The organism is Streptomyces sp. KMM 9044 (genome assembly GCF_024701375.2).
Taxonomy (GTDB): Bacteria; Actinomycetota; Actinomycetes; order Streptomycetales; family Streptomycetaceae; genus Streptomyces.
The window spans coordinates 1,478,698-1,494,247 of the sequence record NZ_CP113910.1 but is presented as its reverse complement, the minus strand read 5'-3'; the positions used below and the strand labels follow the sequence as shown (position 1 = coordinate 1,494,247).

12 protein-coding genes are annotated in these 15,550 nt (G+C 72.5%); 6 read left to right on the top strand and 6 right to left on the bottom strand.

The genetic code is table 11. The features are described from left to right. Nucleotide 1: 1 nt before the first annotated feature. Nucleotides 2–1,012: an ornithine carbamoyltransferase gene (gene argF / locus HUV60_RS06710; RefSeq protein ID WP_257853943.1), complete on the top strand. Its 1,011-nt coding sequence runs from the start codon at nucleotides 2–4 to the stop codon at nucleotides 1,010–1,012. 26 nt (nucleotides 1,013–1,038) lie between these two features. On the opposite strand, the gene HUV60_RS06705 is transcribed toward argF, so the two are convergent. From HUV60_RS06705 to HUV60_RS06695, 3 genes are all read right to left on the bottom strand, one after another. Next, a complete protein-coding gene (locus HUV60_RS06705) occupies nucleotides 1,039–1,488 on the bottom strand; it encodes an ATP-binding protein (RefSeq protein WP_257853941.1) in 450 nt (149 codons plus the stop codon). 269 nt (nucleotides 1,489–1,757) lie between these two features. Then, nucleotides 1,758–2,570 carry a PaaX family transcriptional regulator gene (locus HUV60_RS06700; RefSeq protein WP_257853940.1) on the bottom strand — a complete coding sequence of 271 codons (813 nt, stop codon included), beginning with the start codon at nucleotides 2,568–2,570 and terminating at the stop codon, nucleotides 1,758–1,760. A 150-nt stretch (nucleotides 2,571–2,720) separates the two neighbouring features. Beyond that, a complete protein-coding gene (locus HUV60_RS06695) occupies nucleotides 2,721–2,894 on the bottom strand; it encodes a DUF5999 family protein (protein ID WP_257853939.1) in 174 nt (57 codons plus the stop codon). 252 nt (nucleotides 2,895–3,146) lie between these two features. On the opposite strand from HUV60_RS06695, the gene HUV60_RS06690 reads away from it, so the two are divergent. Continuing rightward, complete coding sequence (locus HUV60_RS06690) at nucleotides 3,147–3,608, top strand: DUF6299 family protein (RefSeq protein ID WP_257853937.1); 462 nt, start codon at nucleotides 3,147–3,149, stop codon at nucleotides 3,606–3,608. A 57-nt stretch (nucleotides 3,609–3,665) separates the two neighbouring features. Here HUV60_RS06690 and HUV60_RS06685 read toward each other — a convergent pair whose 3' ends face one another. Then, on the bottom strand, nucleotides 3,666–4,727 hold the full coding sequence (locus HUV60_RS06685) for a PucR family transcriptional regulator (RefSeq protein ID WP_257853936.1): 1,062 nt from the start codon (nucleotides 4,725–4,727) through the stop codon (nucleotides 3,666–3,668). 287 nt (nucleotides 4,728–5,014) lie between these two features. On the opposite strand from HUV60_RS06685, the gene HUV60_RS06680 reads away from it, so the two are divergent. From HUV60_RS06680 to HUV60_RS06665, 4 genes are all read left to right on the top strand, one after another. Further along, nucleotides 5,015–5,395 (top strand): hypothetical protein, encoded by a 381-nt coding sequence (locus tag HUV60_RS06680; RefSeq protein WP_257853934.1) that lies wholly within the window; start codon nucleotides 5,015–5,017, stop codon nucleotides 5,393–5,395. Nucleotides 5,396–5,666: 271 nt separating this feature from the next. After that, nucleotides 5,667–7,712, top strand: coding sequence for an SPFH domain-containing protein (locus HUV60_RS06675; protein ID WP_257853933.1), 2,046 nt, complete (start codon nucleotides 5,667–5,669; stop codon nucleotides 7,710–7,712). A 77-nt stretch (nucleotides 7,713–7,789) separates the two neighbouring features. Next, nucleotides 7,790–12,814 (top strand): DNA repair ATPase, encoded by a 5,025-nt coding sequence (locus tag HUV60_RS06670; RefSeq protein WP_257853932.1) that lies wholly within the window; start codon nucleotides 7,790–7,792, stop codon nucleotides 12,812–12,814. Nucleotides 12,815–13,067: 253 nt separating this feature from the next. Then, complete coding sequence (locus tag HUV60_RS06665; RefSeq protein ID WP_257853931.1) at nucleotides 13,068–13,499, top strand: transposase; 432 nt, start codon at nucleotides 13,068–13,070, stop codon at nucleotides 13,497–13,499. 378 nt (nucleotides 13,500–13,877) lie between these two features. On the opposite strand, the gene HUV60_RS06660 is transcribed toward HUV60_RS06665, so the two are convergent. Both HUV60_RS06660 and cbiQ read right to left on the bottom strand, forming a co-directional pair. Beyond that, nucleotides 13,878–14,804: an energy-coupling factor ABC transporter ATP-binding protein gene (locus HUV60_RS06660; protein WP_257853930.1), complete on the bottom strand. Its 927-nt coding sequence runs from the start codon at nucleotides 14,802–14,804 to the stop codon at nucleotides 13,878–13,880. Further along, complete coding sequence (cbiQ, locus tag HUV60_RS06655; protein WP_257853928.1) at nucleotides 14,801–15,550, bottom strand: cobalt ECF transporter T component CbiQ; 750 nt, start codon at nucleotides 15,548–15,550, stop codon at nucleotides 14,801–14,803. Before cbiQ ends, HUV60_RS06660 begins: the two co-directional genes overlap by 4 nt.

Genomic DNA, 15,550 nt, shown 5'->3' with positions numbered 1-15,550 from the left:
CATGGCGACAGTCCCGACCGCCCTCGCCGGCCGCCACTTCCTCAAGGAGGTGGACTTCACCGCGCAGGAGTTCCTCGGCCTGCTCGACCTGGCCGCGGAGCTGAAGGCCGCCAAGAAGGCCGGCACCGAGACCCGTCACCTCCAGGGCAGGAACATCGCGCTGATCTTCGAGAAGCCCTCGACGCGCACCCGCTGCTCCTTCGAGGCCGCCGCCGCCGACCAGGGTGCCTCCACGACGTACATCGACCCGAGCGGCTCGCACATCGGGAAGAAGGAGTCCGCGAAGGACACCGCGCGGGTGCTCGGCCGGATGTTCGACGCGATCGAGTTCCGGGGCGACTCCCAGTCCACCGTCGAGACCCTCGCCGCCCACGCGGGCGTGCCCGTCTACAACGGTCTGACCGACGACTGGCACCCCACCCAGATGCTCGCCGACGTGCTCACCATGACCGAGCACGGCGGCGGGAAGCCGGTCACGGAGATCTCCTTCGCCTACCTCGGCGACGCACGCTTCAACATGGGCAACTCCTACCTCGTCACCGCGGCCCTGCTGGGCATGGACATCCGCATCGTCGCCCCGAAGAGCTACTGGCCCGCCCAGGACGTCATCGACAGGGCGCGCACGCTCGCCGAGTCCAGCGGGGCCCGCATCACGCTCACCGGGGAGATCGCCGAGGGCGTCGCGGGCGCGGACTTCGTCGTCACCGACGTCTGGGTCTCGATGGGGGAGCCCCAGAAGGTCTGGGACGAGCGCATCGCCGCTCTCGCGCCGTACGCGGTGACCATGGACGTGCTGCGGGCCACCGGCAACCCGGACGTCCGTTTCCTGCACTGCCTGCCGGCCTTCCACGACCTGGGGACGCAGGTCGGCCGTGAGGTGTACGAGAAGCACGGCCTGGAGTCGCTGGAGGTGACCGACGAGGTGTTCGAGTCGGCTCACTCGGTTGTCTTCGACGAGGCGGAGAACCGGATGCACACGATCAAGGCGGTCCTGGTGGCGACCCTGGCCTGAGCCGGGGCGGCGTCGGCCGGCCCGGCTCAGTCGGGCCGGCGCTGGCGTGGCACCGCCGGCAGCCGGAACCACACGGCCTTGCCCGACGCGGTCGGGCGGTGGCCGCACGACGAACTCAGGGTGCGGATCAGCAGCAGCCCGCGCCCGTGCTCCTGCCAGGGGTCCGGCTCGCGGAGCGGCGGGCGGGTCAGCTCGGCGGGCGGCCGCGGGTCGGTGTCGTGCACCTCGACCCGACAGCCGGTCGGCAGCAACTCCACCACCAGTTCGATCGGCGCGCCCCCGGCGGTGTGCTCCACGGCGTTGGCCACCAGTTCGGCGGTGAGCAGCTCCGCCGTGTCCCTGTCCGGGGCGTGCTCCCGCTCGGCCAGCGCGGTACGGACCAGCGCACGGGCGACGGGCACGGCCGCGGTGGTGTGCGGCAGCGCGACGCGCCAGGAGGCGGAGGCCGAGGGTTCGTACACGCTGGATCCGATCATGGAGAGCAGGCGGGCGGTCCTGCTTTCAATTACTCAATGGTACGGCGTAGCCCCCAGGTGGTGCCGTCGGCCGGTGACGGACGCCGTGTCTCCGGAGTGTGTGAACGGTATGCCCCCGCCCCGCCGGACAGGCTCTCGGGCCCGTTGCGTCGATCATGCCCGGCCCCTCTGTCGCGCAATCATGACGGTGGTCACGGATCAGTGACGTGCGATGCCGGAAGGAAGCTTCGTGAGCCGTGAGTCGCACGTCAAGTGCCATGTGGCACGTGTCACAGGCCGACGAAGGCCGCCCCCGCGTCCCGCAGGCGCGTGTGCAGGCCGTGGAAGACGCGCGCCGAGCGCGTACCCGGCCAGTCCTCGGGGAGCAGCCCGGCAGGGAGCCCGGGGTCCGTGTAGGGGAGGTGGCGCCAGGAGTCGAGAGCGAGGAGGTAGTCGCGGTACGCCTCCTCGGGCGGAGTGTCCTCGCGCTGCTGCCAGGTGTCCAGTACGCGCGTGTGCCGGTCCAGGAATGCCTCGTGCTCCTTGGCCATCCCGGCCAGGTCCCACCAGCGGGCGACCGCCTCGGCGGTGGGCGTGAACCCGAGGTGCTCGCCGCGGAAGAGGTCGACGTAACCGTCCAGCCGCAGCCGCTCCAGGGTGTGCCTGGCCTCCTCGTGCAGCCGGGCCGGCGCTATCCACACGCCCGGAGCGGTGGTGCCGAAGCCGAGACCGGACAGGCGGGAGCGCAGGATGTGACGCTTCTGCCGTTCGGACTCCGGTACGGAGAACACGGCGAGCACCCAGCCCTCGTCCCCGGGGCTCGCGGCGGCGTGCACGCGGCGGTCGCTGTCGTCCAGCAGCCGACGGGCGTCCGGCGACAGCGCGTAGCCCGCCGCGCCCTGCGCGGTGCGGGCCGGCAGGAGCAGCCCGCGCCGCTTGAGCCGGGACACCGAGGAGCGCACGGCGGGGGCGTCGACGCCGACCGCGGCCAGCAGCCGGATCAGCTCGGCGACGGGCACGGGGCCCGGCACGAAGCGGCCGTACGCGCCGTAGAACGTGACGATGAGAGACCGTGGGGCAGACTGGTCGGACACGTTGATCATCTTAGGTCGTGCCGATCGGTGCCTTTCCCCGGGGCATCGGCATCAGGCCTGGTCATCTCCCTTACCGGACAAGGAGGTTCCGGTGCCGGGGCGTTTCCTGCTCCGGGTGACGCGCCGTGCCGTGTGTGCGTCGTGCCGTACCGCGTCCGGTCAGGCGGCGACGGTGGGGCGGCCCGCGGGGGGCCGGTGCGGGGCGATCGCGCGGCTGCCGGGCAGCGGTTCGCCCGGGTCGTCGAAGACGGTCGCACCGTCGCGCATCAGGCTCCGGCCCTGCTCAGGGTGGGCGGCGACCCCATGGGGGACCTGCCCGGGGGGCCGGGGCATGACGTCCGGTGGGTACACATGGCGGACCTCCGCATGGGCGGATCGATTCGAACGGGTCGTCCACCCGGACCATGCCCCCGCCGGCAGCCCGTCGGAACGGTCCGCCGCGAAGCGCGACAGCTCCCGGACAGTGCCGGGACGGTTCCCCGACGGCCGGTGCCAACTCGCCACCGGAGGGGTGAGGTCACCGCCTCCGGCCCGCTCCGCCGGTATGGGTGGTTGCCCCATTCCGTGAGCTTCGGGAGGTTCCTCATGTCTCTGCCCGCGTCCGTCGCCGTACCCGTGTCCGTGCGCTCCGTCCTCGTCGCCGCCGCGGCCGGCGGGGCGCTGCTGCTCGGCGTCGCCGCGCCCCCGGCGGCGTCCGCCGCACCCGGCGGGACCGTGACGGTGGACTCCGAGGGCCGGATCGCCGCCGACGGCAGCGTCACCCTCTCCGGCACGTACCGCTGCCTGGACACCTCCGGTCCGGTCCTCGTCGGCTCCTCCGTCCACCAGGGCGACGCCACCACGCGGTACAGCGCCGGCGGCACCCTGGCGGAGTGCGACGGCGAGACCCACGGCTGGGAGAACACCGGAAAGGCCCCCGACGGCGCCGTGGAGGCCGGTGCCGCCGACGTCGAGGTCACTCTCACCGAACTGCGTACGGTCGACGGCCTTCTGCTGCCCGAGTTCCACGCGGTCCACCAGCGGACCGTCACTCTGGTCCGCGACTGAACGAGCGGCACCCGCCCGCCCGCCGTCCGGCCGGGCCGGGCCGCGACGGCTCTCGGATCAGAGCTGCTCGGCCGGCCAGTCCAGCAGGCGGGCGCCGATGACCGCGGTCTGGAGCATGTAACGGTGGGCGGGGTCGGCCGGGTTGGCACCGGTGAGCTTGTGGATGCGTTCCAGCCGGTAGGTCAGCGCCCGCACGCTCAGTGCGAGCCGCCGGGCCGCCTCCGCCGCCACGCAGCCCGAATCGAAGTACACGGTGAGCGTCTCGAGGAGCGGCCCGGCACCGCCCCGGGCCGAGGTGAGCGGGCCGAGGGTGCTGTGCACCAGGTCGGACATGGCCTGGCGGTCGCGGGCGAGGACGGGGTAGACGAGCAGTTCGGCGGCGTGCAGCACCGGCTCGTCCAGCCCCAGCCGTTCGGCGATCTCCAGCGTGCTCAGAGCTTCCTCGTAGGACTGGACGACCCCGCCGGCCCCGGACTGCGGGCGGCCGACGGCGACCTGGCCGCCGTCGGTGGCGGCGTGCGCCTGCTTGGCGAAGTACGTGAGCACCTCGCCCTGGTGCCCCGGGGCTATGCACAGCAAACGGCCGTCCTTGGTGGTGAGGAGGATGCTGCGGTTGCCGAACCGGGAGTTGAGGGCCTGCTCCACCCGCCGCGGGACGGCGTCGCCCTCGTTGTAGGCGACGGGGCCCCGTGCGACGGCGACCGCGTGCTCATGGGAGAGCCGCAGGCCGAAGCGTTCGGCGCGTTCGGCGAGCCGGCCCAGGTCACTGCGGCCGTAGAGGAGGTCGTCGATGAACTCCCGCCGGGCCGCCTCCTCCTGGCGAACGGCGAGGCGCTGCGCCCGCTCGTAGCCCTCGGCGAACGCGTCCACCGCCTGCTGCACGGCGGAGAGCGCCTCCTCGGCCGAATCACCCTGGCCGCGCGGCCAGACCTCACGCGTGGCGGTCAGGTGCGTGCGTACCAGGGCGCGCAGACCGAAGCCCGCCTCCGCGGCCCGTTCCCCCAGGGCCCGACGGGAGCTCAGCTCCTCCCGGGAGAGGTGCCGGCCGGTAGCCGCGACCTCCTCCAGGATCTGGGCAAAGCCTTCGAGATAGTCCTCGGGTATCTCCCGCTCCGCCACGTCACTCCCCAAATCCCGACGCGCCCCTGACGCCGTCCCGACGGGTGCCGATCACGCACCCGGCATGCAGACCCTAGGGAATATTGCCGGAAACCGGCAATGCGTGAGCGGTGCCTGACCGGCCATCATGGTCCGCGGGGAGCACCGCGGACGGTTCTGGTGCCTGGTACCGGCAGGTGCGAGGCACCGGAACCACCGGGGGCCGGTGCTGCCGTCGGCGCGAGCCGTCAGAGGGGCGCGACCCGCGGAACGCGGGACGCGGGGATCGGGAAAGGGGGTGGCCGAGGATGCACATGATCGCGGAGGCCGCCACAGGCCTGCCCACGCTTCTGCTCACCGCAGCCCTCGTCGTGGCGGCCTGCTTCTGGCTGCTGGTGGCCGTCGGCGTCACCACACCGCACGCCTTCGACCCGGACGCGGATCTCGACGCCTGGGGGATGGGCGGAGTGCCGGTCGCTCTCGCGCTCTCCCTGCTGACCCTGTTCGCCTGGCTGCTCGCCACCGGCGTGACCGTGCTGCTGGACGCGCACGTCCCCGAGGGGCCCGGCAGGGGACTGCTGCGCCTTCCGGCCCTGGCCGGAGCCCTCCTCGCGGCCTGGCGGCTGACCCGCTTCTTCGTGCGTCCGCTGCACCGTCTGGTGCCCGACGAACCCGGGCCCTCCCGGTAGTTCCGCGGACCCGGCGGGAACCGGGGCGGTTTGCCCGGCGTGTCTCGTGGCGGAGCCGGCGAACGGCTCCCGCGCGAGCCACACGTGCCGCACACCACCACGCCACCGCCGCACGGCCGTCACGTCACCACCACACCGTGACCACGTCACGCCGTCACCACCTGCACGGTCCGGGCCGGGAGGCACCGGGGCGGCCCCGCCGCCGCACTCCTCGGCGCCCGGCGCCGACCTGTCACTTCTGTCCGTCACCCAGCTCCGAAGGACGTATCCCATGGATGCTGCCACCGTGGGCATCGCCGTGCTCGTCGGCGTCTGCCTGCTCGCCGCACTCGTCGTGCTGTTCATCATGTCCCGGCTGTTCCGCAAGGTGGAGCAGGGCAAGGCGCTCATCGTCTCCAAGGTCCGCAAGGTCGACGTGACCTTCACCGGGCAGACGGTGCTGCCCGTGCTGCACAGGGCCGAGGTCATGGACATCTCGGTGAAGACCATCGAGATCACCAGGGCCGGCAAGGAAGGCCTGATCTGCCAGGACAACATCCGCGCGGACATCCGCATCACCTTCTTCGTCAAGGTCAACAAGACCGTCGAGGACGTCATCAAGGTCGCGCAGGCCGTCGGCACCGCGCGGGCCAGTGACCGGAACACGCTGCAGGAGCTGTTCCACGCGAAGTTCTCCGAGGCGCTGAAGACCGTCGGCAAGCAGATGGACTTCACCGACCTCTACACCAAGCGCGAGGAACTGCGGTACCGGATCATCGAGGTCATCGGCGTCGACCTCAACGGCTACCACCTCGAGGACGCGGCGATCGACTTCCTGGAGCAGACGCCGCTGGCCCAGCTCGACCCGGGCAACGTGCTCGACGCGCAGGGCATCCGCAAGATCACCGAGCTGACGGCCGTGGAACACGTCCGCACCAACGAGGCCCAGCGCGGCGAGGAGAAGGAGATCACCCGGCAGAACGTCGACGCGCGTGAGGCGATCCTCGAGCTGGAGCGCCGGCAGACCGACGCCGAGATCAAGCAGCGCCGTGAGATAGAGACCGTGCGGGCCCGTGAGGAGGCCGAGACGGCGCGGGTGGTGGAGGAGGAGCGGCTGCGCGCGCAGAGCGCCTTCCTGCGCACCGAGGAGCAGCTCGGCGTGCAGCGCGAGAACCAGGCGCGTGAGGTCGCCGTCGCCGCCAAGAACCGCGAGCGGGTCATCGCCGTGGAGAGCGAACGCATCGAGAAGGACCGGATGCTCGAGGTCATCGCCCGTGAGCGGGAGACCGAGCTGACCCGGATCGCCGCCGACAAGGAGGTCGAGGCCCAGAAGCGCGACATCGCCGAGGTCGTCCGGGAGCGCGTCGCGGTGGACCGTACGGTCGCCGAGCAGGAGGAGTCGATCAAGAAGCTGCGGGCCGTGGAGGAGGCGGAACGCCAGCGCCAGGCCGTCATCATCGCCGCCGAGGCCGAGGCACAGGAGAAGCTGGTCAAGGACATCAAGGCCGCGGAGGCCGCCGAGGTGTCCGCCACGCACCGCGCCGCCGAGGAACTGACCCTGGCCGAGGCCCGGCTGAAGAGCGCCGACCTCGACGCCCAGGCCAAGGTGCGGCTGGCCGAAGGCATCCAGGCCGAGGCCGCCGCCGAGGGACTCGCCCTCGTACAGGTCCGTGACAAGGAGGCCGACGTCATCGAGAAGGCCGGCCGTGCCGAGGCCGAGGCGGCCGAGGCCCGGATGCGTGCCGAGGCCGAGGGCGCGCGGGCCAAGGCGCTCGCCGACGCGGAGGGCATCAGCGGCAGGCTCAAGGCGGAGGCCGCCGGCCTCACCGAGAAGGCGGCGGCGATGGCCGCGCTGGACGAGGCGTCCCGCGGCCACGAGGAGTACCGGCTGCGCCTCGAGGCGGAGAAGGACGTACGGCTCGCCGGGCTCGAGGTGCAGCGGCAGGTCGCCGAGGCCCAGGCCACGGTGCTCGCGACCGGTCTGGAGAACGCCGACATCAACATCGTCGGCGGGGAGTCCGTGTTCTTCGACCGGCTGGTCTCCTCCATCGCGCTCGGCAAGGGCCTCGACGGGTTCGTCCAGCACTCCGAGACCGCCCAGGCCCTCGCCGGCCCGTGGCTGGACGGCTCGGCGAGCTTCACCGACGGCGTGAGCCGGATCCTGGGCTCCGTGTCGAGTGCCGACGTGCAGAACCTGACGGTGTCCGCGCTGCTCGTGAAGCTGATGCAGACGGGGGGCGACAACACCGGCCGGATCAAGCAACTGATCGAAAAAGCTGCGGAGTTGGGCCTCGCAGACACCCCGCTGGCCGCGCTGAACGACCACGCCAGGGCCTGACCACCCCCGGTCGGGGAGCCGCCGCGCAGGGGACGGCGGCTCCCCGGCCGCTCCCGTTCGAAAGGCAGGAGGCAGCCATGACCACCGGCACCCACGAGACACCCGGCACGGGCACCGACCAGCAGTCTGCCGAGGGCGCGCGCAACCCGGCGGGCGCGGGCACCGCCGTGCACGACACCGTCGACGGTGGCACCTACCAGGTGCTGCGCGACCGCCTCACCGCGCAGGCCACCGAACTCGCGCGGCGCGCAGAGGAGTTGAACCGGCTCCGGATCGAGACGTTCGGTGCCGCCGAACTGCGCCTCACCGGCACCGAACGGCTGCGCACCGACCGCACCAGCGTGCCCCGCGACATCGTCGCCGTGGGCGACGTGCTCCTCTTCGGCTACGGTGCCCATCCGCGCCCGGAGACGGACACCGCCGTCGGCGACGTCCTCGCCGTGCACGACCGCGCCCTGAACCGGCTGCCCGACGACGCCGTTCCCGGACTCCTCGACGATCCCGGGTTCCTGCGTGAGTTCGGCGCCCTGCACCGCTACTACCGTCAGGCCCGCCTGCTGCGGCTGCGCCGCGTCGACGGCAAACTCCTCGCCGTGTTCCAGACCGGCGAGAAGGCCGGCGACATCCGCGTCCTGCACTGGTCGGTGTCCGAGGACGGCCGGGCGGCCTTCCTCGACGCGCGCGGCGACCGCGACCACGCCCGCACCCCGGCCCCGGACATCGAATGGACCCGCACCACCCGCGAGGACCACGTCGTCGGTCGGCACCCGCACGTGCGTGTCCTGGACGAACTCTTCGCCGACACCCTCGGCGGCACCCTCACCGTCAAGACGGAGAACGACACCGGCACCCCCGACGGCATCCACACCGAACCGGTCGACGAGCCGCTCCAGTCCCTCGCCGACGCGGAGATCGCCCACGCCCGCGTCGGCGCGCTGATCCTGCTGCGCGTCCTGCCCTACAAGGAGACCGCGCACCGCCACCTCGTCTTCAACACCCTCACCCGGACCGTCGTCCGCCTCGACGGCATCGGCCAGGGCTGCCGACGTCTGCCCGAGGACCAGGGCATCGTCTTCCCCGGCGGCTACTGCCTTGCCGCCGGCACCCACAAGACGTACGCACTCGACACCAGCGGAATGGAGTTCGAGCACGAGGTGCGCTCGCCCAACGGCGAGGACGTGCTGTACGCCTTCCACGCCCCGGGCCGGGGCCGCGCCCTGCTCCTGCCCTACAACGTGATCCGCAAGGAGGTCGCCGCACCGCTGAGCTGCCACGGCTGGGCGCTCTTCGACGACGGCGCACTCATCCTGCTGCGGCCCGACGGCGACGAACCCGCCCGCGTCCACCCGCTCCAACTGTGGCACTCGCCCTACGTCTCCGACACCCATGCCGCAGCCCAGCCCGTCGGCGACGGCCCCCTCGACCGGGTCGGCAACGCCGACCTCGTCCGCGGCGTCTCCGCCTGTCTGGCCCTGGTCCGCTCCGTCACCGAGACCACCCCGACGACCGAGGTGTACGAGGCCCTGGCCGCCGCCTGCGTCCGCACGGCCGACGCCCACCACTGGCTCGGCGAACCCGAACTGGGCGACCTGCGCGGCCCGCTGGAGGACGTGCGGACCACCGCCGAACAGGTCCTGGACGAGTTCGAGACCGTACGCGACCTCAGCCGCCGTGCCGCCGCCGCGCTCGACGAGGCGGCCGGCCGCATCGGCTCCGTGGTCCGCCGGCTGCGTGGCGAGCAGCCCCGCGAGGCCGCTGCCTGGGTCGCGGGTCTCACCGAACTCCGCCACGCCCGGGGCCATCTGCTGACCCTGAAGGAGATGCGGTACGCCGACCACGCCCGCATCGACGAACTCGCCGCCGACGCCGGCCACGACCTCGACTCCTTCGGCCGGCGCGCGGTCACCCACCTCGCCCACGAGGACGCCTTCGCCGCCCACCACGCCGACGTCGAACGCCTCGTCGCCGACGCCGAACAGACGGCCACCGCGGCCGAGGCCGCACCCGTCGCCGCCCGCCTGGACGAACTCGCCGACGGGCTGCGGACGGTGACCGAGGTCGTCGCCGGACTCGAGATCGGCGACGCGACCGTCCGCACCGCCGTCCTGGAACGCGTCGCCGAAACACTCGGCGGTGTCAACCGCGCCCGCGCCACCCTCGACGCCCGCCGCCGCGGCCTGCGCGACCGCGAGGCCCGCGCCGGATTCGCCGCCGAACTCGCCCTGCTCGGCCAGACCGTCACCGGCGCCCTCGCGGCCGCCGCCGACCCCGAGTCCTGTGACAAACAACTGACTCGCGTTCTCGCCCAGTTGGAAACCCTGGAGTCCCGCTTCGCGGAGTTCGACGACGTCCTGGGTGAACTCGTCGACCAACGCACCCAGATCTACCAGGCGTTCACCGTCCGCAAACAGAGCTTCACCGACGCCCGCGCCCGCCGCGCCGAACAGCTCGCCTCCGCCGCCGAACGCGTCCTGGAGACCATCGCCCGCCGCTGCGCCACCCTTGCCGACGCCGACGAGGTCAGCACCTACTTCGTCTCCGACCCCCTGGTCGACAAGGTCCGCCGCACCGCCGACGAACTCCGCGACCTCGGCGACCGGGTCCGTGCCGAGGAACTCGACGGACGGCTCCGCTCCGCCCGGCAGGAAGCCGCCCGCGCCCTGCGCGACCGCACCGACCTCTACGCCGACGGAGGCCGCTCCGTCCGCCTGGGCAGCCACCGCTTCGCCGTCACCACCCGGCCCCTCGACCTCACCCTCGTCCCGCACGGCGACGGCCTCGCCTTCGCCCTCACCGGCACCGACTACCGCGCACCCGTCACCGACCCGGCCCTCGACGACGGCCGCCGCTACTGGAACCGGCACCTGCCGTCCGAGTCGCCCGAGGTCTACCGCGCCGAACACCTGGCCGCCCGCCTGCTGCACGAGCACGGCCCCGACGCCCTGCACGGCCCCGACGATCTCGCCGCCCTCGTCCGCCGGGCGGCCGAGGAGGCCTACGACGAGGGATACGAGCGCGGCATCCACGACCACGACGCGACCGCCCTGATCACCGCCGTCCGGCCCCTGCACGACGGGGCCGGACTCCTGCGCCACGAGCCCGCCGCCCGCGCCCTCGCCCTGCTCCACTGGACGCACGGCACCACCGCCCCCGAACGCGCCGACCTCACCCGCCGGGCCCGCGCCCTCGCCCGCGTCCGCGACGCCTTCGGCCCACCCCAGGCCCTCGCCGACCTGCGCGCCGAACTCGCCCGCGGGATCGCCGACCGGGACGGGGACGGCAGCGGCACGGGTGGTGCGTCGTCGGCCCGCCCGGAAGCCGCCGCCGCCTACCTCCTCGACGAACTCACCACCGGCCCGGACGGGTTCGTCATCAGCGCGCAGACCCGCACCCTGCTCGACAAGTTCCGCCGCACCGTCGCCACCGAGGCCTACGACGAGGACCTGCCCGCCCTCACCGGTCTCGCCGCCCGCCGCCAGCTCGTCGAGGCCTGGCTGTGCGCGTACGCCGCCGCCACCGGCAGCCCCCTCACCCCCGGCGACCTGGCCGAAGCCGTCGCCGCCGAACTCTGCCCGGACACGCCCCGCCACGAGTGCGACGCGCCCCTCACCGTCACCGTGGACGGCCTGCTCGGCACCCACCCCCGCATCACCGACCGCCGTCTCACTCTCCGTCTGGACGAATTCCTCGCCCGCACGGAGGAGTTCAGGGACCGCGACACCCCCGCGTTCCGTGCCTTCCAGCGCCGCCGCACCGCCCTGGTCACCGCCGAACGCACCCGGCTGCGCCTGGACGACCACCGCCCGCGCGTGATGTCGTCGTTCGTCCGCAACCGCCTCGTCGACGAGGTCTACCTCCCCCTCATCGGGGACAGCCTCGCCAAACAGCTCGGCACCACCGGCGAGTCGGGCCGCACCGGCACCGGCGGCCTGCTCCTGCTCGTCTCCCCGCCCGGCTACGGCAAGACCACCCTCGTGGAATACGTCGCCGACCGGCTCGGCCTCGTCCTGGTGAAGGTCAGCGGCCCGGCACTCGGCCGCCGCGTGACCTCGCTCGACCCGGCCGAGGCGCCGAACGCCACCGCGCGCCAGGAGATCGAGAAGATCAACTTCGCGCTGGCCGCCGGCAACAACACGCTCCTCCACCTCGACGACATCCAGCACACCTCGCCCGAACTCCTCCAGAAGTTCATCCCGCTCTGCGACGCCACCCGCCGTGTGGAGGGCGTGTGGGAAGGCGCGCCGCGCACCTACGACCTGCGGGGCAAGCGCTTCGCCGTCTGCATGGCCGGCAACCCCTACACCGAGTCCGGCGACCTCTTCCGGGTGCCCGACATGCTGGCCAACCGCGCCGACGTGTGGAACCTCGGCGACGTCCTCACCGGCAAGGACGACGCCTTCGCCGCCAGCTTCGTCGAGAACGCCCTCACCGCCAACACCGTCCTCGCCCCGCTCGCCGGCCGCGACCGCGGCGATCTCGACCTGCTGATCCGCCTCGCCGAGGGCGACCCCACCGCCCACGCCGACCGGCTCACCCACCCGTACGCGCCCACCGAACTGGACCGCGTCCTCACCGTCCTGCGCCACCTGCTGACCGCCCGCCGCACGGTCCTCGCGGTCAACGAGGCCTACATCGCCTCCGCCGCCCAGTCCGACGACGCCCGCAGCGAGCCGCCGTTCCGGCTCCAGGGCTCCTACCGCAACATGAACAAGATCGCCCAGCGGATCCAGCCGGTCATGAACGACACCGAACTCTCCGCGGTCGTCGACGACCACTACGCGGCCGAGGCACAGACCCTCACCACCGGCGCCGAGGCGAACCTGCTCAAGCTCGCCGAACTGCGCGGCACACTCACCGCCGCACAGGCCGCCCGCTGGGCCGAGGTCAAGGCCGCCCACGTCCGCACCCACGCCCTGGGCGGCCCCGACGACGACGCCCTCACCCGCGCCGTCGCCGCCCTCGCCCTCCTCGGCGACCGCATCGCCGCCGTCGAGTCGGCCATCACCCGGGCCGCCGACCCGCGCCGGCTCATGGCCGGTCCGCCGACCCGGCACACGTCCCCTCCCGCACCGGGGCCGTCACCCAAGGAGGGAGACCTGTGACCGGACCGGGGCATCCGGGGCACCGGAAGCGGTTCGCGCAGGGCGACTTTCGGCCAACGATCACCAAGCACCCGAGAGGACCCGGGACAGGACTGTCCCGGCCGATGAACGATCAATAACTCTGCGCACTACATCAGTTGTTGGACCTCATCAGGGAGCTTCATGTCCACCGCGCAGCAGGTGCCCGACATCCACATGATCATGCGTCAGTCGGCCACCGAGGTCTCCCTCAGTGGCGGCACCATGCCGGCCGGTGCCACCGTCACCTGCCTGGGCACTGTGGAAGAAACCGGAAAACCTCACCGGGAAGCAGGAGTTGAAGCCCACACTGATCCAGGAGACGAACAAGCCGCTGTACCGCGCCTACCTGCTCAAGGAGCAACTGCGGGCAGTGTTCGCGCCCGGCGGGCCGGAGCGGGTGTACCTGCTGGACGCCTGGCTTCGCTGGGCCTGCCGCAGCCGCCTCGCCCCGTTCGTCAAGCCGGCCCGCACCACCCGGGCCAGACGCCCGGACATCGCCAACGCCCTGGCCTGCGCACTGACCAACGCCCGCGTGGAGGCCATGCATACGAAGATCCGCCTGCTGATCCGCCGAGCCTACGGCTTCCGCAGCGTCGCCGCCCTCCGCGCCATGATCCTGCTCTGCCTGGCCGGTTACACCCGACCACTACCCGGCCGCACCTGACCGACCCACAGATGCGAGCGAAGAGCCCGAATTTGCTGGTGGAACATGGCAGCGTGTTAAGGATGTCGGTGGCTACCAGCGTGTCCGGGAGGCTTGGAGCAGGGGTACCGCTTGCTCCTCGCACCCGCAACGCCCCTCGCTTCGACGCCGGTTCGACGTCTTCATCCCGCCTCCCGGCGACTGCTTTTCGGCCGACTTTGCGGTAGCGGAAGACTCTGCTGCTCAATTCGGCGAGCGATCACGTGCCGTGCTTTCAGGGCTCGGCCGCGCCCGGCCTGCCTGCATCTGCGACGCGCTCTGAAGGCCGTATCGGCACGGCGTCATCACGCCGGGTAATTGCGCAGCAGAGTCGCGGAACGTTTTTGTGATCGCGCGGAGTCAGGACGCAGGGTCGTCGGGATCACCCGCAAGGGGGATTTTCCGGATGATGCGATCAGTGAGTGGAGCACTCCGCCGGCAGGCCGCGGCCACCACTGCCAGTTCCTCCGGGGTGCGAGGGGTGGCACCCCCCTCGGCCGGCGGTCCCCACGCACGCAGCAGGTGCGCGGCCGCGATGCCCCACGGAAGCCGCAGCCCGGCCGCCGCGAGGAGGTCCGTACGGGCCAGCATCACGACCGCCGGACCGGTACGTACCCCGGACGGTGTGAGCAGCGCCGCGTCGTCGGCCCAGCGCAGGGCGAGGTCCACGTCGTGGGTGGCCATGACGACCGTGGTGCCCCGCTCACGCAGTCCGGCGAGGGTGGCGAGCAGCCGTTCCTGACCGTCCGGGTCGAGGCCCGCGGTGGGCTCGTCCAGGATCAGGACACGGGGCCGCATCGCCACCGCCCCCGCGATCGCGGCCCGCTTGCGCTGCCCGTAGGACAGCAGATGGGTGGGCCGCTCGGCGAGCGCGGTGATGTCGAGTGCCGCCAGCGCCTGTGCGACCCGCGCCCGCACCTCCGTGTCGGACAGCCCGAGGTTCAGCGGCCCGAACGACACGTCCTGCCCCACGGACGCCGCGAACAACTGGTCGTCGGGGTCCTGCACCACCAGCTGCACCGTCGTCCGCAACCGCGTCAGTCCCTTGCGGTCGTACCGCACGGGCCGGCCCTCCACCGTCAACTCACCGCCGCTCGGCCGCAGTCCACCGCTCAGCAGCCGCATCAACGTGGTCTTGCCACTGCCGTTGCGGCCCAGCAACGCGAGTGCGCGCCCCTGACGCACCTCGAAGTCGAGGCCGCTCAGTACGGCCGGGCCGTCCTCGTAGGCGAAGGACGCGTCCCGCAGGGCGACCAGCGCGGGACCTTTCGGTGCGGGATCGCTCATGACATGCGGCTTTCCAGGAGAAGGGTGACGGTGGCCAGCGTCACGAGCAGCAGCACGCTCACGGCCGTGAACCGTACGGAGATCCGCGCCTCGGGCACCAGGACGCGCAGCGTGCCGTCGTAACCGCGCCCGGCGAGCCCCGCCTGCAGTCGCGCCGCCCGGTCGAAGGACCGGACGAACGCCGTCGCGCCGAGCCCGCCCAGCGAACGCCACGACGCCGCCCGGGCGGTGTGCCCCAGCCGGGCCGCCTGCGCCTGACCGACCCGGCGCACGGAGTCGAGCAGCAGGAAGCTCATGCGGTACGTCACCAGGGCCACGTCCACCAGGGGTGCGGGCACCCCGGCCCGTACCAGGCGCGGCAGCAGGTCCGACATCGGCGTGGTGAACGCGAACAGCAGCACCCCGAGGGACGCCGCCGAGGTGCGCAGCAGCAACTCGCCTGCACGCAGCGGCCCTTCGGGGGCCGGTGACACCCACCCGTCCGGTCCGCCCACCTGCACGAGCAGCGTGAGCGTCCCGGTGACGCAGAAGCCCAGCGGTACCCGGTAGGCACGCCACAGCCGCCGGCCCGGCACCCCCGCCGGGCCCAGCAGCACCGCGAGCGCGGTCACCAGCACCAGAGCCGCGCCCGGCCATGGAGGCAGGGAGACCGCGAGCACGGTGAGCCCCAGTCCGAGCACGGCCTTGTCCACCGGATGACGGCGGCGCCAGCGACTGCTGTGCGCCGCCACGTCGATCGGCAGCAC